Below are 19,350 nucleotides of genomic sequence, written 5' to 3'. Positions count from 1 at the left end.
GCTACTCCTTTTCGGCGACGGCGGCGATGATCGCACCGGCGAGGGCGGCCGAAGAGGCCGGATTCTGGCCGGTGTAGAGGTTGCGGTCGATCTCCATGTGCGAGGCCCACGGATCGCCGGCCACGAAGTCGGCGCCCAGTTCGACCAGGCGGCTCTGCACGAGCCACGGCGCCTTCGGCGCCAGGCCGCCCAGCGTCTCCTCCTCATCGGTGAAGCCCGTCATCCGGTAACCGATGAAGGGCCAGCTGCCGTCGTCGCGCACCGCGGCGAGCAGGGCGGCCGGGGCGTGGCAGAGCACGCCGAGGATGCGACCGGAGTCCAGGGCCTCGGTCATGATGCGACCGGAGACGGCGTCCACGGCGAGGTCTTCCATCGGCCCGTGTCCTCCGGGGTAGAAGACGACGTCATAGTCGGCGACCGTGATGTCGGCGATCGAGCGGGGCTCGTCGAGCTCGCTTCCGATCGTGTCGAGGTAGGCAACGATGGCCGCGGCACGGTCTTCGCCGCCGGCGGCCTGGGGCGACAGGCTGCCCGCATCGATCGTGGGGGCGACGCCGTTCGGCGTCGCGATGGTGATCTGCCAGCCGGCCTCGGTGAACAGGCGGTGCGGCTCGGCCAGCTCTTCGGCCCAGTAGCCGGTCGGGTGCAGGCTGCCGTCGTTGAGGGTCCAGTGGTCAGCGGCGCTGACGACAAAGAGTACGGAATTCATGGTTTCTCCAAAAGAGTCGATGCGGATTGAGGGTGGTGCGGGCGACGGATGCGAATCAGACGTTCGTGCGGACGACCATCTTGCCGGTGTTCTCGCCGCGCAAGAGGCCGAGGAAGGCCTCCACGGAGTGGTCGATCCCGTCGACGACGGTCTCATCGAAGACGACCTCGCCCGAGGCAAGCCAGCCGGCCATGTCGGCGGAGAACGCGGCGAAGTGCTGCACGTAGTTGCCCACGATGAAGCCCTTGAGCGTCAGCCCACGGCCGACGATGTTCACCATATTGCGGGGGCCGGCGGATGCCTCGGTGTTGTTGTAGACGGAAATGGCGCCGCAGAGTGCGGCACGTCCGCCGTCATTGAAGCTGGCGATGGCGGCTTCGAGGTGGTCTCCGCCAACGTTGTCGAAGTACACGTCGATGCCGTCGGGTGCTGCCGCTGCAAGCTGCTTGGCGACGGAGCCGTCCTTGTAATTGAAGGCGGCGTCGAAGCCGTACTTCTCGGTCAGCAGGGCGACCTTCTCGGCCGAACCCGCAGAGCCGATGACGCGCTTCGCGCCCTTCAGCCGTGCGATCTGGCCGACCATGCTGCCCACTGCGCCGGCAGCCCCGGAGACGAAGACGGTGTCGCCTTCCTTGAGCCCGGCGACCTCGAGCAGGCCGACGTAGGCCGTCAGCGCGGTCATGCCGAGCACGCCGAGGTAGGCGGAGAGCGGCACACCGGGAAGCTCGGGGACGACGCGGAAGCCCGCGGCATCCTCCTGTACCAGGTCCCGCCAGCCGAACTGGTGCAGGACGACGTCGCCGACCTTGATCGCGTCGGACTCGGATGCGACGACGCGGCCGACGGCTCCGCCGGTCATTGTCTCGCCCAGGGCGTAGGGGGCCGAGTAGGACTTCGCGTCGTTCATCCGACCGCGCATGTACGGGTCGACCGAGACGAATTCGTTGGCGACGCGAACCTGGCCGGCCGCGAGTTCGGGCAGGTGGATCCGGATGGTGCTGAATTCGGCATCCGTGGGCCAGCCGGTGGGGCGGGCTGCGAGCTGGATCTGGGTACTGGTGGTGGACGAGGCCATGGGGGGCTCCTCTGCTTTTTTGTAACGGATGGTCTAATATATTGTGTACTGAGCGATACACAAAACCATCCACAGCGAAAACGGAGGAAACACCATGGGACGGCTTCAGAGTTTCGAGCGCACGACCGTCGTGCAAGCCGCCCGAGACCTGTTCTGGGACAAGGGCTTCGAGGCAGCCTCGCTCGCCGACCTTGAAGGCGCGACCGGCCTCAAACGCTCCAGCATCTATCACGCCTTCGGCAGCAAGCGCGGCCTCTTCGACGCCGCCGTCGAGGACTACCTGGACACCGTGATCCGGCCGCGGCTGCGCATCCTGACCGAGGCCGGGGGCAGCCGGGCCTCGCTGGTTGCCTACTTCGAGGAACTCCGTTCGGCCGTGCACGCCTTGCCGGAGGACTCCCCCCGCCGCGGATGCCTGCTCGTGAACTGCGCCGCAGGCCTGGCCGGTCACGACGACCTGGCCCGCCAGGTCGTCGACGGCTACCGGTCGGAACTGATCAGGTCCTTGCAGGACGCCCTGCACACGGCCGGGTCGGACCGTGCCCCGGAGCGCGCCAGAACCCTGGCCTCGCTGGGGATGAGCGCCATGCTTCTCGCCCGCGTCAACGCGACGGAATCGGTGGCGCTGCTCGACACGGCACTGGACGAGATCCGGGCCTGGTTCCCGGCGCCGACTCCTTAGGCGCGGCGCACCGGGTTCGACAGCACGCCGATTCCCGCGATCTCGATCTGAACTGTGTCGCCGTCGACGACGGTAGCGGCCGTCCCCGGGGCACCGATGAGGATGACGTCGCCGGGAAGTAGGGTGAATGAGCCCGAGACGAATGACACCATCTCCGCGATGGTGTGCTTGAGCAGCGCAGCGTCGCCGGACTGGAAAGGCCGGTCATTGATCCGACCGTGCAGCGACAACCCGGTCCAGTCGAACTCGGTGTCGATGACCGGGCCCAGTGGGCAGAAGGAATCGAAACTCTTGGCCCGTGCCGGGCCCCCGTCTCGCTCCCTGAGGTCGACCGCGGTGACGTCGTTGGCGATCGTGTAGCCGAAAATCGCGTCCTCGGCATCCTCCACCGACACGTTTTTGGTGATCTTGCCGATGACCAAGGCCAGTTCGCCCTCGACCCGCACGTCCGCGGACTGGGCCGGCAACACGATCGAGTCGCCCGGGCCGACCACGGAGGTGTTCGGCTTGAGGAAGAACCGGGGTTCCACCGGCCGGGCGGCGGCCTGCTCGTCCCGGCTCGCGAAATAGGACCAGGCCATCCCGACAACCTTGGAGCGCGGGATCACCGGGGCGAGCAGTTTGGCCTCGCGCAACGCGATCCGTTCACCGGTCGGGTCGTAACCGGCGAACATCGGGTCACCCTTGAGCACCACCAGCTCGTCGTCATCGATGATCCCGAACGAAATCAGTCCGTCGTGACTGAACCGCGCGATCTTCACGCGGATCCAGCCCCGGCGTCGAGGCGGGTGAGCCAGCCGTGCCGGTCGGGCAGGCGGCCATACTGGATGTCCGTCAGCTCATGGCGCAGCGCCATCGTGATCTCGCCCGCGGGGGCATCCGGGTTGCCGATCGACATGCCGGGGCCCTTGAGCTCGGCGATGGGCGTGACGACGGCCGCCGTGCCACAGGCGAACACCTCGGTGATTCCCCCGGACTCGACGCCGTCTCGCCAGTCGCCGAGCGTTACATCGCGCTCCTCCACGGTCATTCCGCGGTCCCTGGCCAGTTGCATGATGCTGTCGCGGGTGACCCCCTCGAGGATCGATCCGGTCAGCCGCGGGGTGACGAGCGTGTGGGTGCCGTGAACGAAGAAGACGTTCATGCCGCCGAGCTCATCGATGCGGCTGCTGGTCTCTCCGTCGAGGAAGAGCACCTGGGCGCAGCCGTTCTCGTAGGCCTGCATCTGGGGCAGCAGCGATGCCGCGTAGTTGCCGCCGCACTTGGCGGCGCCGGTGCCGCCGCGGCCGGCCCGGGAGTACTCGGTGGAGAGCCAGATCTTGATCGGGGCGACGCCGTTGGTGAAGTACGCGCCCGCCGGGCTGGCGATGACGTAGTAGCCGACCTTGTGCGCGGCGCGCACGCCGAGAAAGCTCTCATTGGCGATCATGAATGGGCGCAGGTAGAGGCTCGTCTCGGGCGCGGAGGGCACCCAATCGCCGTCGACGGCGATCATCTGCCGGATCGATTCGATGAAATCCGCCGCCGGGAGTTCCGGCAGGGCGAGTCGTCGGGCCGAACGTTGAAGCCGTTCGGCATTCTTCTGCGGACGGAAGGTCCAGATTGAGCCGTCGGCGTGCCGGTAGGCCTTCAGGCCCTCGAAGATCTCCTGGCCGTAGTGCAGCACGGAGGACGCCGGGTCGAGCTGGAGCGGGCCGTAGGGAATGACACGGGCATCCTGCCAGCCGCCCTCCAGCGTCCAGTCGATCGCGACCATGTGGTCGGTGAACTGCTTGCCGAAGCCGGGGTCGCTGAGAATCGCCTCACGCTCGGCCGGCGTACGGGGCGTGGTCGCCCGGGTGACGCTGAAGTCGAGCGGGGCCGCCGCGCTCGGTGCCGTCTGGTTCGGTGCTGCCTGGCTCATTGGAGTCCCTTGTCTGTCAATCGGGTCACGATGGCGTTGCCCACGTCGGTGGTGCTGCGCGGTGCCGTTGCGGCACCGTCCCCCCTGCGATCAGCGATGTCGGCCGTGACCGCGTCGGTCACCCTCGCCGCGGCATCCGTCAGGCCGAGGTGGCTGAGGAGGAGCGCGACCGACAGGATGGCTGCCGTCGGGTCTGCCAGCTGCTTGCCCGCGATGTCGGGTGCCGATCCGTGTACCGGCTCGAACATGCTGGGGAATCGACCGTCCGGGTTGATGTTTCCGGATGCCGCGAGGCCGATGCCGCCGCTGATTGCGGCCGCCAAGTCGGTCAGGATGTCGCCGAAGAGGTTGTCCGTGACGATGACATCAAATCTACTCGGATTCGTGACGAGGAAAATCGTCGCTGCGTCGACGTGGAGGTAATCGACGCTCACCTCGGGAAATTCGGCCGCGACGGCCGTGACGACGCGCTGCCACAGGCTCCCGGCGAAGACGAGCACATTCGTCTTGTGCACGAGGGTGAGGTGGCGGCCGGGACGGGACTGGGCGACCTGGAAAGCGTGGCGCACGACGCGCTCGACGCCGAAGGCCGTGTTCACGGACACCTCGTTGGCCACTTCATGGGTTGTGCCCTGACGGATCGCACCGCCGTTGCCGACATAGGGTCCCTCTGTGCCCTCCCGCACGACGACGAAGTCGACGTTGCCCGGCGCGGCCAGTGGGCTGGGCACACCGGGGAAGAGCACGCTCGGCCGCAGGTTGACGTAGTGGTCAAGGGAGAAACGCAGCTTCAACAGCAGTCCGCGTTCGATGTTCGCGTTGGCCAGGCGGGGGTCTCCCGGCACGCCGCCGACGGCGCCGAGCAGGATCGCGTCGTGCGCGGCGATCGAGGACAGGTCCTCATCGGTGAGCACATCGCCGGTCTCGAGGAAGCGGGCAGCCCCGAGCGAGAACCAGGTCAGGTCGAAGACGACGTCGTCGGCCACCGTCGCCGCCTCGAGTACCTTGACGGCCTCTGCAACGACCTCGGGACCGATTCCGTCGCCTGGAATGACGGCGAGCTTGATTTGAGTGGACATTCGGCTCCGTATGTCTGAGATTTACCTGTAGAAACACCCTACTGTGAGCGATCCATTGTCTAAGCTGGACAATCCCTGACAGCACAATCCTTGTCAGCTACAGAAAGCAGTTCATCATGAGCCTTGGACTCGGCATTTTCCTCGTCGTCGTCGGCGCCATCCTCGTCTATGCGCTGAACATCAGCGTCGAATGGATGGACCTCGACCTGGTCGGCTACATCCTGATGGGTGCCGGCGCCGTGGTCATCATCCTGGGAATCGTGCTCCTCACCCGCAAGCGCACCAGCGTCAGCACCACCCGGCGTGTCGACGGTGAGCAGATCACGAGCGAAAAGCGCTCCATCGACGACGTCTGATCCCGGCTCGCTCCATCGACGACGTCTGATCCCGGCTCGCTCTGATCCCGGCTCGCTCTGATCCCGGCTCGCTCTGATCCCGGCTCGCTCGGGCTCAACCCAGCTCAGCTCGCCTTGCGCAGCGTGAGCAGCGCGACGACCGCCGCCGCCAGCACGAGCCCCATCCCGATCCAGGCCGTCGGGCCGATCCCCGTGCCGAAGGCCTCCCTCGCCGAGGCGAGGAGCAGCTCGGCCTGGCCTGCCGGAAGCCCGCCGGCCACGGCGACGGCACCGCCGAGCGTCTCCTCGGCGGCGGATCGCTGGGCGGCCGTCAGCATCGACGGAAGCACGACCGAGCCACGGTAGGCGGCCGTGAGGATGGTGCCGAGGATCGTCGTGCCCAGCACAGCGCCGAGCTCGTAGGCCGTTTCACCCACCGCCGACGCCGCACCCATCTTGTCCGCTGGGGCGGTCGCCACAATGAGTTCGTTCGACACGGTCTCCGCGGCGCCGATTCCGATCCCGAGCAGGGCGAAGACGAGCGCGACGCCGACGGCATCCAGCCTCGCCCCGCCGATGGCGAACGCCAGATACCCCGCGGCCGAGACCAGCAGACCCACCGGAACGACGATGGACGGCCGCACCCGCCGGGATATCGGCACGATCACCAGCCCGGAGATGATCATGGCCGTCAGGCCGGGCACGAGCACCAGCCCGGCGGCGAGCGGGGAGAGGCCGAGCACCAGCTGCAGGTACTGCGACACGAAGAACAACCCGCCGACGAGCGCGATGACGCTGAGCAGGTTCACGCCGATGGCGCCGCTGAACGCGCCCTGGCGGAAAAGGGCCAGGTCAATCATCGGCTCGCTCAGGCGCGGCTGGCGGCGCACGAAGAGGATGCCGGCGAGAAGTCCCAGCAGGATCGGGCCGACCGTGGCGACGCTCGGCCCATGCTCGGCCAGCACCTTGATGCCGTAGACGACGGGAAGCATGGTCGCCAGCGAGAGCAGGATGCTCGTCAGGTCGATCCGACCGGGGTGTGGGTCGCGCGATTCCGGCACGAGCAGCGGGCCGAGCACGAGCAGCGGCACGAGCAACGGAACGGCGAGCAGGAAGACGGAGCCCCAAGCCAGGTGTTCGAGGAGCACGCCGCCGACGACCGGTCCCAGCGCGCTGCCCGCGGCGAAACCACTGGCCCAAATGGCAATGGCCAGTCGCCGCTGGTCCCGGTCGGTGAAGACGGAGCGGAGCAGCGAGAGGGTCGGCGGCATCAGCATGGCGCCGAACAGGCCGAGCACGGCACGATCGATGATGAGCCACTCGACGTTGGGGGCGAAGGCCGCCACCACGGACACGCTGCCGAACCCGGCCGATCCGATCAGGAGCAGACGGCGGCGACCGATCCGGTCACCGAGACTGCCCATGGCGACGAGGAGCCCGGCGAGCATGAGCGGGTAGATGTCGATCACCCACAGAAGCTGCGTCCCCGTGGGCCGGAGGGCCTCCGAGATGGCGGGCAGGGCGAGGTTGAGCACGGTGTTGTCGATCGAGACCAGGAGCACCGGCAGCATGAGCACGACCAGTGCCGCCCACCGGCGGCGGGGGCTGAGTTCATGGGTTGAGGGGGCGATCTCGCGGAGGTCGGACGACACGGGGGTGCTACTTTCGGCTTGTCTGAACGGCAACTATACCGTCCAGACGGTACAGTAGCACCATGATCTCCGTTCCCGCAGCAGCGCCCACCCGCGAGCGCATCCTCGACGCATTCGCCCAGCTCCTGATCGACCAGGGCGAACGGGCCGCCACACTCGAAGCCGTAGCCGCGGCCGCCGGGCTGTCGAAGGGCGGCCTGCTCTATCACTTCGGCTCGAAGGACGCCCTCGTCGAGGGGATGCTCACCCGGCTGGAAGCGCTCGTCGCCGACGACGTCGAGCAGATCAGGGCTGCCCCGGCCGGCCCGATCGACTACCTGATCCGCACATCGATGAGTGAGGGCACACCACTGGACCAGGCGATCGCCGCGGCCGTGCGGCTGGCGCAGGGGGCGCATCCGCTCGCCAACGAGGCTCTCGACTCAACCCGGCGCCAGTGGCTGGCGGTGATCGAGGAGACGGTGGGCGACCCGGACGTGGCCGAGGCGATCATGCTCATCAGTGATGGCCTGTATTACGAATCCACACTGGCCGGTCCCGGTCGCCCCGCCGCCGATCTGACATCGGCGGCGAGGCTGGACCGGTTGCTCGCCGTGATCGGGCGAATGACCGAACGGCCCGCTACTCGGTGAGGGCGATCTCGACCATCACGTCGGCGTCAATCGCGTCGCGCACCGTGGCGAGAAGGCTGGCCGGAACGGGTGAGTCGACGGTGAGCACGCTCAATGCCTTCCCGCCGGCGACGTGGCGGGCGATCTGCATGCCGGCGATGTTGATCTGGGCATCGCCGAACTCGCGGCCGTAGACGGCGACGATTCCGGGGCGGTCGGTGTAGATCATCACGATGAGGTGCTGCGCGAACGGAACCTCGACCTCGTAGCCGTTCACCTCGACGATCTTCTCGATCTGCTTGGTGCCGGTCAGGGTGCCGGACACCGAGACCTGCGAACCATCGGCCAGGGCGCCGCGCAGCGTGATGACGTTGCGGTACTCCGGCGATTCCTTGTCGGTGATCAGGCGCACGGCAACGCCGCGCTGCTCCGCAAGAAGCGGCGCGTTGACGTAGGACACCGTCTCGCTGACGACGTTCGTGAAGATTCCCTTGAGCGCTGCGAGCTTGAGCACGCTGACGTCGTAGTCGGCCAGTTCGCCGCGGATGTCCACGTCGACGCTGGTGAGCGGGCTGTGTGCGGCGAGGCCGGAGAAGACCTGGCCCAGCTTCTCGACCAGCGGGATGCCGGGGCGCACGTACGGGTCGATGACGCCACCGGCGACGTTGACCGCGTCGGGGACGAGTTCGCCGGAGAGTGCGAGGCGCACCGACTTGGCGACCGACACGCCCGCCTTTTCCTGGGCCTCGTCGGTCGAGGCGCCGAGGTGCGGCGTCGTGATGATGTTCGGCAGGCCCAGCAGCGGCGAGCCGGTCGGGGGTTCGCTGACGTAGACGTCCAGGCCGGCGCCGGCGATGGTTCCGGCGACGAGGGCGTCGTGCAGTTCGGCCTCGTCGATCAGGCCACCGCGGGCGACGTTGACGACGAAGGCGGTCGGCTTCATCAGCGCGAACTGGGCGGCGCCGAGCATCCCGGTGGTTTCCGGGGTCTTGGGCATGTGGATCGTGACGAAGTCGGACTGGGCCAGCAGCTCGTCGAGGGTGACGGGAGTCACGCCGAGCTGCTGCGCGCGCGCCGAGGTGATGTACGGGTCGAAGGCGATGATGTTCGTGCCGAAGGCCTGCATTCGCGCGGCGACGAGGGCGCCGATCCGGCCGAGGCCGATGATGCCGATCGTCTTTTCGTACAGTTCAACGCCGGTGTACTTGGAGCGCTTCCACTGGCCTTCCGCGAGCGCACCGTGGGCCGGCGGGATGTGGCGGGCGAGGCTGATAATGTGACCGACCGTGAGTTCGGCCGCGGAGATAATGTTCGAGGTCGGGGCATTGACAACCATGACGCCCGCCGAGGTCGCGGCTTTAATGTCGACATTGTCCAGACCGACTCCGGCGCGCGCGATGACCTTGAGGAGCGGCGCGGCCGCAATGGCCTCAGCGTCCACCTTCGTCGCGGAGCGCACCAGGATGGCGTGGGCGGTCGCTAGTTCCTTGAGCAGGGCCGGACGGTCGGTCCCGTCCACGTTGCGCACATCGAAGTCCGGTCCAAGGGCATCAACGGTTGCGGGCGAGAGTTCTTCGGCGATGAGTACGACTGGTTTTGACACGAAAAAGGTTCCTCCGATTGCAGCAGAAATGGTGGGCTTGCGCCGCGACCGTGGGGCGCCAGTTAGGTTTTCACTCTATCGGCTGCAGAATGGGGCAATGAGCAGCGTTACGCCAACCGACCTCCAGTTCGCCCTCCGCGTGGTCCTCGCGGTGATCTTCATCGGGGCAGGGGTCACCCATTTCCTTCCGTCGGTGCAGCGAACGATGGCCGCGATGATCCCGCCACGACTGCGATTCACGGGCATCCTGAGCCCGCGGGCACTGGTCGTCTTCACCGGACTGTGCGAGATCGCCGGCGGCGCGGGCCTGCTGTATCGGCCCCTGATTGTGACGAGCGGCCTCTGCCTGATCCTCTTCCTCATCGCGGTGTTCCCGGCGAACGCCTTCGCCGCCCGGCATCCGAAGCGGTTCGGCCGGGTCGCGATCCCCGTTGTACCACGCTTGTTCGGCCAGCTCGCCCTGATCGCGCTGATCGGCGTCGCGATCGTGCCTGGAGCCTAGCCCGGGCCCTCGGCGCAAGTCAGGGCTCCCGGCCCGCGTTTGAGCTCGCGGCACGGGTTAGACCGCGCGCCCGCTTCCTCAACACGTGCCGGGAGGGTGCGCGCCACGCCGGTCAGACGATGAGGCTGCCGAGGCCGAACATGAAGATGTCCGCGGACAGCGCGGCGACCAGGCACAGGCCGGCGAGCAGCAGGAGCGCCTGCACGCCCGGCCCTCGGGATCGACCGAGCCGGATCGCGAGCGCGAAGACCGCGACGGGCAGGAACACTCCGGTGAGCAGGAGCCCCCAGCCGAAGCCGCTCAGGCTGGTGTCGAGGCTGTGGGCCGCCAGGTTGAGGCCGACGATGTTCCCGACGCCCTCCCACGCGTCATAGGCGTAGAACAGGGCGAAGACGGCGGCGATGGCCATGAAGAGCCAGCGCGGAGTGCGGCGCGGAGTGACAGTGACGTTTGAGGCGGTCGCGTTCATGAGGCTCCCCCGGCGTTGATGATGAAGGGCAGCGGGGCGAGCAGGACGACGCCGAGCAGCAGCACGGCGAACCGCACCCGCGGACGGGAGCGAGTCAGCCAGATGGTCGTGACGAACCATGTCGCAGGGGCGACGACGGCGAGCCAGAGCCCAAGCGAGAACATGAACTGTCCGACCGCGTCCGAGAGCGGATTCCCGATCCGTGAGATCCCGATCACCCAGCCGATCGTGTACAGCAGGTAGACCCCTCCGAACACGCCCATGGCGATGAGGGCGACGGAGCTGACGGGCGCGGCCGCGGCGAGAGCGGCCTCGTGCTCCCGAACGGCGGTTGCCGGCCCGGCCACGGTCCACCCCTCGGGAGGCTCGGCCACGTCTCCCCCGGCGGCGGCGCCGTCCGCATTGGTGGTTCCGGTGCCGGTCTGCAGGGTCGGGTCGTCATCGCCGGCCCAGCCCAGGGCATCGTCGTCGCGTGGAGAGTTCATACGCCTAGGTTATCGGCGTCGCCCACCCCTCCGATGACTGGCGGGCCGGTTCCGCGCTCCGGATCGCCGCACAGGCGACGAAGACCCAGCCGAGGATGCCGACCAGGCAGACCCGTTCGGCCAGGCCAGTCAGGTTCGGCGCGAAACGATCGGCGAGGCTGACGCTGAGCAGGCCCACGGCGGCGACCACGACAAGGGCCAGCGCCGGCCGGTAGCCACGGCGGAGCCGAGGGCTGCGGCGCAGCCAGCCGGTCAGTAACGCGAAGGCGGCGAGGGCAGCGAGGAATCCGACGGAGGCGACCGCGAGATGAAGCGCGCCCGTCGACGTGGATGTGCTCAGCCCGAAATCCCCGGGCCGGTGGATATCGGTCGGCAGGAAGGCCAGAGCCGCCGAGCAGGCGCCGGCGACGACCATGAGAGCCAGACCGGCTCGTCGCAGCGATGACGCTTGGTCGGTCAAGCCGATCGCGACGGCGGCGCAGACCGTCGACAGGGCGCGGCCGAGGAAATTGAGGTTCATGACCCAGCCGTACGGGCCCACGGCAAGGTTGCTCTCCGCGTCGCTGATCGGGCTGTAGTGCGGCGGGAGGAACTGCAGCAGCACGTCGACGAGAACGTAGAGGACGACACCGACCATGGCGGCTGCGGCCAGGCGACGCGCCGAAAACGGCGACAGGGCCGACCGAGAACGGCCGACCCTGTCGCTGACAAGCACGGTAGTGCTACCCGGCGGTGTCGCTTAGCGCGCGGCTTCGCCGTCGACGTAGTCGTCGTCGCTCGAGGCGTTCCAGGCGAACAGCTTGCGCAGCTCGCGGCCGGTGGCCTCGATCGGGTGCTCCTCGCCCTTCTTGCGCAGCGCGAGGAACTCGGGTGCTCCGGCGTCCTGGTCCTTGATGAACCGGTCGGCGAACGCGCCGTTCTGGATGTCGGCGAGAACGGCCTTCATGTTCTCCTTGACGCTCGGGTCGATGACGCGCGGGCCGGACACGTAGTCGCCGTACTCTGCGGTGTCGGAGACGCTCCAGCGCTGCTTGGCGATGCCGCCCTCCCACATCAGGTCGACGATGAGCTTGAGCTCGTGCAGCACCTCGAAGTAGGCGACCTGCGGCTGGTAGCCGGCCTCGGTGAGAACCTCGAAGCCGTACTGGATCAGCTGCGACGCGCCGCCGCAGAGCACGGCCTGCTCGCCGAACAGGTCGGTTTCGGTTTCTTCGGTGAAGGTGGTCTTGATGCCGGCGGCGCGGAGTCCGCCGATCGCCTTCGCGTAGCTGAGCGTGAGGGGCCAGGCCGCTCCCGAGGCATCCTTTTCGACGGCGACGATGACGGGAACGCCACGGCCTGCCTCGTATTCGCGGCGCACGGTGTGGCCGGGGCCCTTGGGCGCGACCATGACGACGTCGACACCCGCGGGGGGCGTGATGTAGCCGAAGCGGATGTTGAAGCCGTGCCCGAAGACGAGTGCCTTGCCTTCGGCGAGGTTGGGTTCGATGTCGTCGGCGAACAGGTGGCGCTGCACCTGGTCGGGGGCGAGCACGACGATCACGTCGGCCCAGGCGGATGCCTCGGCTGCACCGAGCACCGTGAAGCCGGCCTCTTCGGCCTTGGCCTTCGACTTCGAGCCCTCCTTGAGGCCGATGACGACCTCGACACCGGAGTCGCGGAGATTCTGGGCGTGCGCGTGACCCTGCGAGCCGTAGCCGATGACGGCCACCTTCTTGCCCTGGATGATCGACAGGTCGGCGTCTTTGTCGTAGTAAATCTCAGACACGAGTGGGTATCTCCTTGTTGTTTGGTGGGAAGTCTGGTTGGTCGAGGAAAGTGAGGAACCGGCCGCCGGCCGGGGCGAGCGTCAGTTCTTGTAGACGCGTTCGGTGATCGATTTCGAACCACGGCCGATGGCGAGCAGACCCGATTGCGCGATCTCCTTGATTCCGTAGGGTTCGAGCACGCGCAGCAGCGCCTGGGTCTTGCCGGAGTCGCCGGTGACCTCGATCACGACGGCGTCAATGGAGACGTCGACGACCCGCGCCCTGAACAGGGTGACGGCCTCGAGCACCTGGGACCTGGTCGTGTTGTCGGCGCGAACCTTGACCAGCAGGTGTTCACGCTGCACGGACTGCGACGGGTCGAGTTCGACGATCTTGATCACGTTGATCAGCTTGTTCAGCTGCTTCGTGACCTGCTCGAGCGGGAGGTCTTCGACGTCGACCAGGATCGTGATCCGGGACAGGCCCGGGATCTCGGTGTGGCCGACCGCGAGGCTCTCGATGTTGAATCCGCGGCGGGCGAACAGGCCGGCGACTCGCGTCAGCAGGCCCGGCTTGTCCTCGACAAGGAGGCTCAGGACGTGGGAGCTCATGGTTATTCCTCTCCCCAGGTCGGTGCATGGTCCTTGGCGTATTGAACGTAACTATTGCTGACGCCCTGCGGCACCATCGGCCAGACCATCGCGTCCCGGCTGACGATGAAGTCGATCACGACCGGACGGTCGTTGGTCGCGAGGGCCAGCTTGATCGCGTCGTCGACCTGGTCCGCGCTGGTGACCCGGATGCCCAGGGCGCCATAGGCCTCGGCCAGCTTCACGAAGTCGGGCACCATCGCCGAGCCGTGCCCGGTGTTCAGGTCGGTGAAGGAGTGCCGTCCGTCGTAGAACAGGGTCTGCCACTGGCGCACCATGCCGAGCGACGAGTTGTTGATGATCGCGACCTTGATCGGGATGTTGTTGATCGTGCAGGTGGCCAGTTCCTGGTTGGTCATCTGGAAGCATCCGTCGCCGTCGATCGACCAGACGACCCGGTCGGGTTCGGCGACCTTGGCGCCCATCGCGGCGGGCACGGAGTACCCCATGGTTCCCGCGCCGCCCGAGTTGAGCCAGGAGTTGGGCCGTTCGTACTTGATGTACTGGGCCGCCCACATCTGGTGTTGGCCGACGCCGGCGGCGTAGACGCCCTCCGGGCCGGTGAGTTCGCCGATCCGTTTGATCACGTACTGCGGGGCGAGCAGGCCGTCGGTCGGCTCGGAGTAGCCGAGGGGGAACTCCTCGCGCAGGCCGTTGAGGTAGGTCCACCAGACGCTGATGTCGGGGGTCGTCGTCTTGACGGCGGTCGCGTAGGCGACGGTGAGGTCGGCGATCACGTCCTTGGCGTCGCCGACGATGGGCACGTCCGCGGTGCGGATCTTCGAGATCTCGGCCGGGTCGACGTCGACGTGCACGATGGTCGCGTGCGGCGCGAATTCGGACACCTTGCCGGTCACCCGGTCGTCGAAGCGGGCGCCGAGGGCGATGATCAGGTCGGCCTCCTGCAGGGCGAGCACCGCGGAGACCGTGCCGTGCATCCCCGGCATGCCCAGGTGCTGCTCGTGCGAGTCGGGGAAGGCGCCGCGGGCCATCAGCGTGGTGACGACGGGCGTGCCGGTCAACTCGGCGAAGGCGAGGAGTTCCTCGGACGCGCGGGCGCGAATGACGCCGCCGCCGACGTAGAGCACCGGCTTGCGGGATTCGGCGAGCAGCTGGGCGGCTGCCTGCACCTGCTTGCCGTGGGCCTTGGTGATCGGCCGGTAGCCGGGCAGGTCCAGCTTGGGCGGCCAGATGAACGGGGCCTTGTTCTGCTGGGCGTCCTTCGTGATGTCCACGAGCACCGGGCCGGGCCGGCCGGTCGACGCGATCAGGTGCGCGGAGGCGATGGCGGCGGGGATGTCCTCCGGCCGCTTGACGAGGAAGGAGTGCTTGGTGATCGGCATGGTGATGCCGACGATGTCGGCCTCCTGGAAGGCGTCCGTGCCCATCAGGGTGGAGAAGACCTGGCCGGTGATGCAGACGATCGGCACCGAGTCCATGTAGGCGTCGGCGATGGCGGTGACCAGGTTCGTGGCCCCGGGGCCGCTCGTCGCAATGGCGACGCCGACCCGTCCACTCGCGGAGGCGTAGCCCTCGGCGGCGTGGCCGGCACCCTGCTCGTGGCGCACCAGGATGTGCCGGATGGCGTCCTGGGTCATCAGCTCGTCGTAGAGCGGGATGACGGCGCCGCCCGGGAGGCCGAAGACGTCGGTGACGCCGAGCAGCTCGAGGCTGCGGATGATGGCCCCTGAGCCGGTGAGGATCTCCGGCTCGACGCCGGCGCCGGACAGGCCGGGCGCGGCGGGCGAGGGTGATGGCGATGGCACGGGTGAATCCGCGGTCATGAGATCAAGTCCCTAGTTCGTTGACGAATGGTGAGCGCTAGCCGGTCACGGCGCCGACGGCCGCTGACTGGACGAGCTTGGAGTACTTCGCGAGTACTCCCCGGGTGTAGCGCGGTGGGAGTGGAGCCCAGCCGATGCGCCGTGCAGCCAGCTCTTCAGGGTCGACCAGTAGGTCGAGCGTGCGAGCTGCGATATCGACCCGTATGAGATCACCATCGCGCACGAAGGCGATTGGACCTGCGTCCACCGCTTCGGGTGCTATGTGGCCGATACACAGTCCGGTTGTGCCGCCTGAGAATCTGCCGTCCGTTAACAGTAGTACATCGGCACCGAGCCCGGCGCCCTTGATGGCCGCGGTGATCGAGAGCATCTCGCGCATGCCGGGGCCGCCCTTCGGACCCTCGTAACGGATGATGACGACGTCGCCCTTCTCGATCCCGCCGACGGTGAGCGCGTCCATTGCGGCCCGTTCCCGTTCGAACACGCGGGCCGGGCCGACGAAGACGTCACTGTCGAAGCCGGCGGTCTTCACGACGGCGCCCTCCGGCGCCATCGTTCCCTTGAGGATGGTGATGCCGCCGCTGGCGTGGATCGGGTTGTCCAGGGTGCGCAGAACCTCCCCGTCGAGGTCGGGCGGGTCGATCTCCGCGAGGTTCTCGGCCACGGTCTTACCGGTCACGGTGAGCGCGTCGCCGTGGATGAGGCCGGCCTCGAGGAGCGCCCGCATCACGGCGGGCACGCCGCCCTGACGGTCGACGTCGTTCATGACGTACTTGCCGAACGGCTTGAGGTCGCCGATGTGCGGCACCTTGTCGCCGATCCGGTTGAAGTCGTCAAGGCTCAGGTCGACGTCGGCCTCGTGCGCGATGGCGAGAAGGTGCAGCACGACGTTCGTGGATCCGCCGAAGGCCATGGCCACGGCGATCGCGTTTTCGAAGGCCTTGCGGGTGAGGATGTCGCGCGCGGTGATACCCAGGCGCAGCAGGTTGACGACTGCCTCACCGGACCGCCGAGCAAAGTAGTCACGGCGACGGTCGGCCGAGGCCGGCGAGGCGGATCCGGGCAGGCTCATTCCCAGGGCCTCTGCGACGCTCGCCATGGTGTTGGCGGTGTACATGCCGCCGCAGGCACCCTCGCCGGGGGCGAAGGCGCATTCGATCCGCTTGGCGTCGGCCTCGGTCATCCGTCCGGCCTTCACCGCGCCGACCGCCTCGAACGAGTCGATGATGGTGATGTCCTTCTCGGTGCCGTCCGAGAGCTTCACCCAGCCGGGCGCGATCGAACCGGCATAGAGGAAGACGCTGGCGAGGTCGAGGCGGGCGGCGGCCATCAGCATGCCGGGAAGGGACTTGTCGCAGCCGGCGAGCAGCACCGAGCCGTCGAGGCGCTCGGCCTGCATGACGACCTCGACGGAGTCCGCAATGACCTCACGGGAGACGAGGGAGAAGTGCATGCCCTCGTGGCCCATCGAGATGCCGTCGGAGACCGAGATCGTGCCGAACTGCAGCGGGTAGCCGCCGCCGGAGTGCACGCCCTCCTTGGCCGCCTGCGCGAGGCGGTCCAGGGACAGGTTGCACGGGGTGATCTCGTTCCAGGAGCTGGCGATTCCGATCTGGGGTTTGTCCCAATCGGCGTCTCCCATGCCGACGGCGCGAAGCATGCCCCGTGAGGTGGTGGCTTCGATTCCATCGGTGACGTCGCGGCTTCGCGGTTTCAGATCATACTCAGGCATGCATTGAGTCTAAGACGTCGCGGCGGCCCGCAAGTCGGCGATCATGCCCAGGACGAGCAGGACATCCTCGGGGCCGCGAACCCGGTAGCCGGCGAGGGATGCGCCCGCGCCGACCTTCAGGCCCAGATCCCCATCGCCGAGCACGGCGAACGCGTCCTCGTCGGTCAGGTCGTCCCCGGCGTAGACGACATGGTCGGCACCGGTGTGCCGGCGCAGGCGCTCGATGGCGTCGCCCTTGGTGCTGGAACGCACCGCGAATTCGATCACGTTCTTTCCCCCGCGCACGGTCAGTTCCGGCAGGAGGGCGCCGAGTTGTTCCCTGGCCTCTCTCTGTGCCGCCTGACCGGCCTGCGGGGTGACGAGCCGGGTGTGCAGGGCGAGTCCTGCCGGTTTGCGTTCGATCCAGGTACCGGCGACCGATCCGGAGATGCGTTCGAGCACCTCGGAGAGGGTGTCAAGCTGCTCCAGCTCTGCGGCGCCGAGGTCAAGTTGGATCTCCGGCGCCTGCAACTGCACCTCGATCCCGTGCGAGCCGGCCAGCAGCACATCATCCTGCGGCTCGGAGACGTGCCGCAGGCTGACCAGGGCGCGACCCGAAACGAAGGCGACTCGCACACCGTCCAGGTCGAGCAGGCGTTGCACGGCGGCCCCGGTGCCGTCGATGGCACGCGCGTCTTCCGGCTCGTCAACGTGCGGTGCGAGGGTCCCGTCGAAATCGAGGGCGACGAGCAGCGTTCCGGCACTGCTGACGTCGCGCAGGGCGTCGGCGAGAGCGTCGGGGATTCCCGGGCGGACGGCTGCTCCTTCGGTCAGGGTACGGAGGAAGGACGAGGACCAGGCGGCCACGTCGTTGTCGAAGACCTTGCGGCGCAGGGCGCGCATCCGTCGCAGCCGCTCCTGTCGCGGCATGGAGATGGCTCGGAGGATCGCCGCCTTGACCCCGTCGATGTCGTGCGGGTTGATCAGGACGGCCTGCTTGAGCTCGTCCGCGGCGCCGGCGAACTCGCTGAGCACGAGTACGCCGTCGCGGTCGAAACGAACGGCGACGTACTCCTTGGCGACGAGGTTCATCCCGTCTCGGAGCGCGGTGACGAGCATCACGTCTGCGGCGAGGTACAGCGCCACCATTTCTTCGCGCGGGTATCCGTGGTGGTGATAGCTGATCGCGGTGTGGCTGATCGTGGAGTAGTCGCCATTGAGACGTCCGACGGCGAGTTCGATCTCATCCCGCAGGGCGATATACGGCCCCACCCGCTCACGGGACGGGCTGGCGACCTGCACCAGGGTCACGTCCTCCACGCTCACGCTGCCGTCCTCGAGGAGTTCACCGAAGGCCTTGATCCGGTGCGCGATGCCCTTCGTGTAGTCGAGGCGGTCCACGCCCAGCATGATCGTCTTCGGGTTGCCGAGGTCTTCGCGAATCTGCCGTGCCCTCGCCTGCACCTCGGGGTTCCTGGCCAGTTCCTCGTAGGCCTTGGCGTCGATCGAGATCGGGAAGGGCTTGGCGATGACGCGGCGCTGCACACCGTTCTGCCCGGGGACGTCGATGGCCACCCCGCGGGTCGGATAACCGTAGAGGCGGCGCACGGCCCGGGAGAAGTTGCCGGCGTCGGCCGTTCGCTGGAAGCCGATCAGGTCGGCACCGAGGAGGCCGTCGATGATCTGTTTGCGCCAGGGCAGCTGGGCATAGATCCCATATGGCGGAAAAGGAATGTGGTTGAAGAAGCCGATCACGAGGTCGGGACGGGCCTCGCGCAACATGCGGGGCACGAGCTGAAGCTGGTAGTCGTGCACCCAGACGGTCGCGCCGTGCGAGGCGACGGCGGCCGCTTCCTCAGCGAAGCGCTGGTTGACCCGCACATAGGCTTCCCACCACTCGCGATGGAAGCTCGGCGGAGCGATCACGTCGTGGTAGAGCGGCCAGATCGTGTCGTTCGAGAAGCCTTCGTAGTAGTCCTCCAACTCCGCCTCGCTCAGCCGGATGGGGACGATGGAGATCCCGTCGTTGACGAACGGGGCGAAGGATCGGTCGGCAACTCCCGGCCAGCCCACCCAGGCTCCGTCGGAGGAGCGCATCAGGGGCTCGAGCGCGGTGACCAGTCCGCCGGGCGAGGTGCGCCAGCTTTCCGTGCCGTCTTCGGCAACCTCGAAATCAACCGGCAAACGGTTCGACACGACGACCAGGGAATACGTGGTCTGCCGGCTGTCTACCTGCGGGGATTCGGCTGCTGGCGAGATGAGTTCTTCTCGTTCCTGCGCGCGCCGCGCGCGATCATTTTTGCTGTTTGTCACAGGTTACCAGCCGGTCCGCAAACGCCGCCGGGACACGGT

Annotated in this window: 19 protein-coding genes; 4 read left to right on the top strand and 15 right to left on the bottom strand. The window is 67.6% G+C overall.

The features are described 5' to 3' along the window. Position 1 precedes the first annotated feature (1 nt). Positions 2-709 carry a type 1 glutamine amidotransferase domain-containing protein gene (locus QMG61_RS00155; protein ID WP_283492309.1) on the bottom strand — a complete coding sequence of 236 codons (708 nt, stop codon included), beginning with the start codon at positions 707-709 and terminating at the stop codon, positions 2-4. Positions 710-764: 55 nt separating this feature from the next. Then, the gene (locus tag QMG61_RS00150) at positions 765-1,784 is read right to left on the bottom strand and encodes an NADP-dependent oxidoreductase (RefSeq protein ID WP_283492308.1); all 1,020 of its coding nucleotides are present in this window, start codon (positions 1,782-1,784) and stop codon (positions 765-767) included. Positions 1,785-1,878: 94 nt separating this feature from the next. Here QMG61_RS00150 and QMG61_RS00145 point away from each other — a divergent pair, with 94 nt between their 5' ends. Further along, the gene (locus QMG61_RS00145; protein ID WP_283492307.1) at positions 1,879-2,466 is read left to right on the top strand and encodes a TetR/AcrR family transcriptional regulator; all 588 of its coding nucleotides are present in this window, start codon (positions 1,879-1,881) and stop codon (positions 2,464-2,466) included. Here the strand turns inward: QMG61_RS00145 and QMG61_RS00140 are convergent. The 3 genes from QMG61_RS00140 to QMG61_RS00130 are packed head-to-tail and all read right to left on the bottom strand — an operon-like array spanning position 2,463 to position 5,448. Next, the gene (locus QMG61_RS00140; protein ID WP_283492306.1) at positions 2,463-3,227 is read right to left on the bottom strand and encodes a fumarylacetoacetate hydrolase family protein; all 765 of its coding nucleotides are present in this window, start codon (positions 3,225-3,227) and stop codon (positions 2,463-2,465) included. The two genes, QMG61_RS00145 and QMG61_RS00140, sit on opposite strands and share 4 nt — an antisense overlap. After that, positions 3,224-4,369 (bottom strand): branched-chain amino acid aminotransferase, encoded by a 1,146-nt coding sequence (locus QMG61_RS00135; protein WP_283492305.1) that lies wholly within the window; start codon positions 4,367-4,369, stop codon positions 3,224-3,226. The genes QMG61_RS00140 and QMG61_RS00135 overlap by 4 nt, the downstream gene beginning before the upstream one ends. Further along, positions 4,366-5,448: a 3-isopropylmalate dehydrogenase gene (locus QMG61_RS00130; RefSeq protein ID WP_283492304.1), complete on the bottom strand. Its 1,083-nt coding sequence runs from the start codon at positions 5,446-5,448 to the stop codon at positions 4,366-4,368. Before QMG61_RS00130 ends, QMG61_RS00135 begins: the two co-directional genes overlap by 4 nt. Before the next feature lie 116 nt (positions 5,449-5,564). On the opposite strand from QMG61_RS00130, the gene QMG61_RS00125 reads away from it, so the two are divergent. Continuing rightward, positions 5,565-5,804, top strand: coding sequence for a DUF6458 family protein (locus QMG61_RS00125; protein ID WP_283492303.1), 240 nt, complete (start codon positions 5,565-5,567; stop codon positions 5,802-5,804). Between the two features lie 104 nt (positions 5,805-5,908). Here the strand turns inward: QMG61_RS00125 and QMG61_RS00120 are convergent, their stop codons facing one another. Further along, a complete protein-coding gene (locus QMG61_RS00120; RefSeq protein WP_283492302.1) occupies positions 5,909-7,435 on the bottom strand; it encodes an MFS transporter in 1,527 nt (508 codons plus the stop codon). Between the two features lie 62 nt (positions 7,436-7,497). Here QMG61_RS00120 and QMG61_RS00115 point away from each other — a divergent pair, with 62 nt between their 5' ends. Next, the gene (locus QMG61_RS00115; RefSeq protein WP_283492301.1) at positions 7,498-8,067 is read left to right on the top strand and encodes a TetR family transcriptional regulator; all 570 of its coding nucleotides are present in this window, start codon (positions 7,498-7,500) and stop codon (positions 8,065-8,067) included. Here QMG61_RS00115 and serA read toward each other — a convergent pair. After that, positions 8,057-9,649 (bottom strand): phosphoglycerate dehydrogenase, encoded by a 1,593-nt coding sequence (gene serA, locus QMG61_RS00110; RefSeq protein ID WP_283492300.1) that lies wholly within the window; start codon positions 9,647-9,649, stop codon positions 8,057-8,059. The genes QMG61_RS00115 and serA overlap by 11 nt on opposite strands. 97 nt (positions 9,650-9,746) lie before the next feature. Here serA and QMG61_RS00105 point away from each other — a divergent pair, with 97 nt between their 5' ends. Beyond that, positions 9,747-10,151, top strand: a complete 405-nt coding sequence (locus QMG61_RS00105; protein WP_283492299.1) for a DoxX family protein — start codon at positions 9,747-9,749, stop codon at positions 10,149-10,151. Positions 10,152-10,263: 112 nt separating this feature from the next. On the opposite strand, the gene QMG61_RS00100 is transcribed toward QMG61_RS00105, so the two are convergent. From QMG61_RS00100 to QMG61_RS00065, 8 genes are all read right to left on the bottom strand, one after another. Continuing rightward, positions 10,264-10,620, bottom strand: a complete 357-nt coding sequence (locus QMG61_RS00100) for a bacitracin resistance protein (protein ID WP_283492298.1) — start codon at positions 10,618-10,620, stop codon at positions 10,264-10,266. Continuing rightward, positions 10,617-11,105, bottom strand: a complete 489-nt coding sequence (locus QMG61_RS00095) for a DNA polymerase III subunit gamma/tau (protein WP_283492297.1) — start codon at positions 11,103-11,105, stop codon at positions 10,617-10,619. Before QMG61_RS00095 ends, QMG61_RS00100 begins: the two co-directional genes overlap by 4 nt. 4 nt (positions 11,106-11,109) lie before the next feature. Next, positions 11,110-11,820, bottom strand: a complete 711-nt coding sequence (locus QMG61_RS00090) for a DUF998 domain-containing protein (protein ID WP_283492296.1) — start codon at positions 11,818-11,820, stop codon at positions 11,110-11,112. Between the two features lie 24 nt (positions 11,821-11,844). Next, on the bottom strand, positions 11,845-12,873 hold the full coding sequence (gene ilvC / locus QMG61_RS00085; protein ID WP_283492295.1) for a ketol-acid reductoisomerase: 1,029 nt from the start codon (positions 12,871-12,873) through the stop codon (positions 11,845-11,847). 81 nt (positions 12,874-12,954) lie between these two features. Beyond that, on the bottom strand, positions 12,955-13,464 hold the full coding sequence (ilvN, locus tag QMG61_RS00080) for an acetolactate synthase small subunit (RefSeq protein ID WP_283492294.1): 510 nt from the start codon (positions 13,462-13,464) through the stop codon (positions 12,955-12,957). A gap of 2 nt (positions 13,465-13,466) precedes the next feature. Further along, positions 13,467-15,287, bottom strand: a complete 1,821-nt coding sequence (locus QMG61_RS00075; RefSeq protein ID WP_283492293.1) for an acetolactate synthase large subunit — start codon at positions 15,285-15,287, stop codon at positions 13,467-13,469. A 37-nt stretch (positions 15,288-15,324) separates the two neighbouring features. Further along, positions 15,325-17,019 (bottom strand): dihydroxy-acid dehydratase, encoded by a 1,695-nt coding sequence (gene ilvD, locus QMG61_RS00070; protein ID WP_283492292.1) that lies wholly within the window; start codon positions 17,017-17,019, stop codon positions 15,325-15,327. A gap of 9 nt (positions 17,020-17,028) precedes the next feature. Continuing rightward, complete coding sequence (locus tag QMG61_RS00065; RefSeq protein WP_283492610.1) at positions 17,029-19,257, bottom strand: bifunctional alpha,alpha-trehalose-phosphate synthase (UDP-forming)/trehalose-phosphatase; 2,229 nt, start codon at positions 19,255-19,257, stop codon at positions 17,029-17,031. Between the last annotated feature and the right edge of the window lie 93 nt (positions 19,258-19,350).

The sequence above is a fragment of the Cryobacterium sp. PH31-AA6 genome, from assembly GCF_030063195.1.
GTDB lineage: Bacteria > Actinomycetota > Actinomycetes > Actinomycetales > Microbacteriaceae > Cryobacterium.
This window is presented reverse-complemented; position numbering and strand designations above follow the sequence as displayed.

What these genes read in the sequence shown, in the direction of transcription:
- QMG61_RS00135 (WP_283492305.1), bottom strand. Translation starts at nt 4,369, where the DNA reads ATGAGCCAGGCAGCACCGAACCAGACGGCACCGAGCGCGGCGGCCCCG.
- QMG61_RS00095 (WP_283492297.1), bottom strand. Translation starts at nt 11,105, where the DNA reads ATGAACTCTCCACGCGACGACGATGCCCTGGGCTGGGCCGGCGATGAC.
- QMG61_RS00125 (WP_283492303.1), top strand. Translation starts at nt 5,565, where the DNA reads ATGAGCCTTGGACTCGGCATTTTCCTCGTCGTCGTCGGCGCCATCCTC.
- QMG61_RS00130 (WP_283492304.1), bottom strand. Translation starts at nt 5,448, where the DNA reads ATGTCCACTCAAATCAAGCTCGCCGTCATTCCAGGCGACGGAATCGGT.
- QMG61_RS00115 (WP_283492301.1), top strand. Translation starts at nt 7,498, where the DNA reads ATGATCTCCGTTCCCGCAGCAGCGCCCACCCGCGAGCGCATCCTCGAC.
- ilvN (WP_283492294.1), bottom strand. Translation starts at nt 13,464, where the DNA reads ATGAGCTCCCACGTCCTGAGCCTCCTTGTCGAGGACAAGCCGGGCCTG.
- ilvD (WP_283492292.1), bottom strand. Translation starts at nt 17,019, where the DNA reads ATGCCTGAGTATGATCTGAAACCGCGAAGCCGCGACGTCACCGATGGA.
- QMG61_RS00105 (WP_283492299.1), top strand. Translation starts at nt 9,747, where the DNA reads ATGAGCAGCGTTACGCCAACCGACCTCCAGTTCGCCCTCCGCGTGGTC.
- QMG61_RS00075 (WP_283492293.1), bottom strand. Translation starts at nt 15,287, where the DNA reads ATGACCGCGGATTCACCCGTGCCATCGCCATCACCCTCGCCCGCCGCG.
- QMG61_RS00155 (WP_283492309.1), bottom strand. Translation starts at nt 709, where the DNA reads ATGAATTCCGTACTCTTTGTCGTCAGCGCCGCTGACCACTGGACCCTC.
- QMG61_RS00145 (WP_283492307.1), top strand. Translation starts at nt 1,879, where the DNA reads ATGGGACGGCTTCAGAGTTTCGAGCGCACGACCGTCGTGCAAGCCGCC.
- QMG61_RS00150 (WP_283492308.1), bottom strand. Translation starts at nt 1,784, where the DNA reads ATGGCCTCGTCCACCACCAGTACCCAGATCCAGCTCGCAGCCCGCCCC.
- QMG61_RS00100 (WP_283492298.1), bottom strand. Translation starts at nt 10,620, where the DNA reads ATGAACGCGACCGCCTCAAACGTCACTGTCACTCCGCGCCGCACTCCG.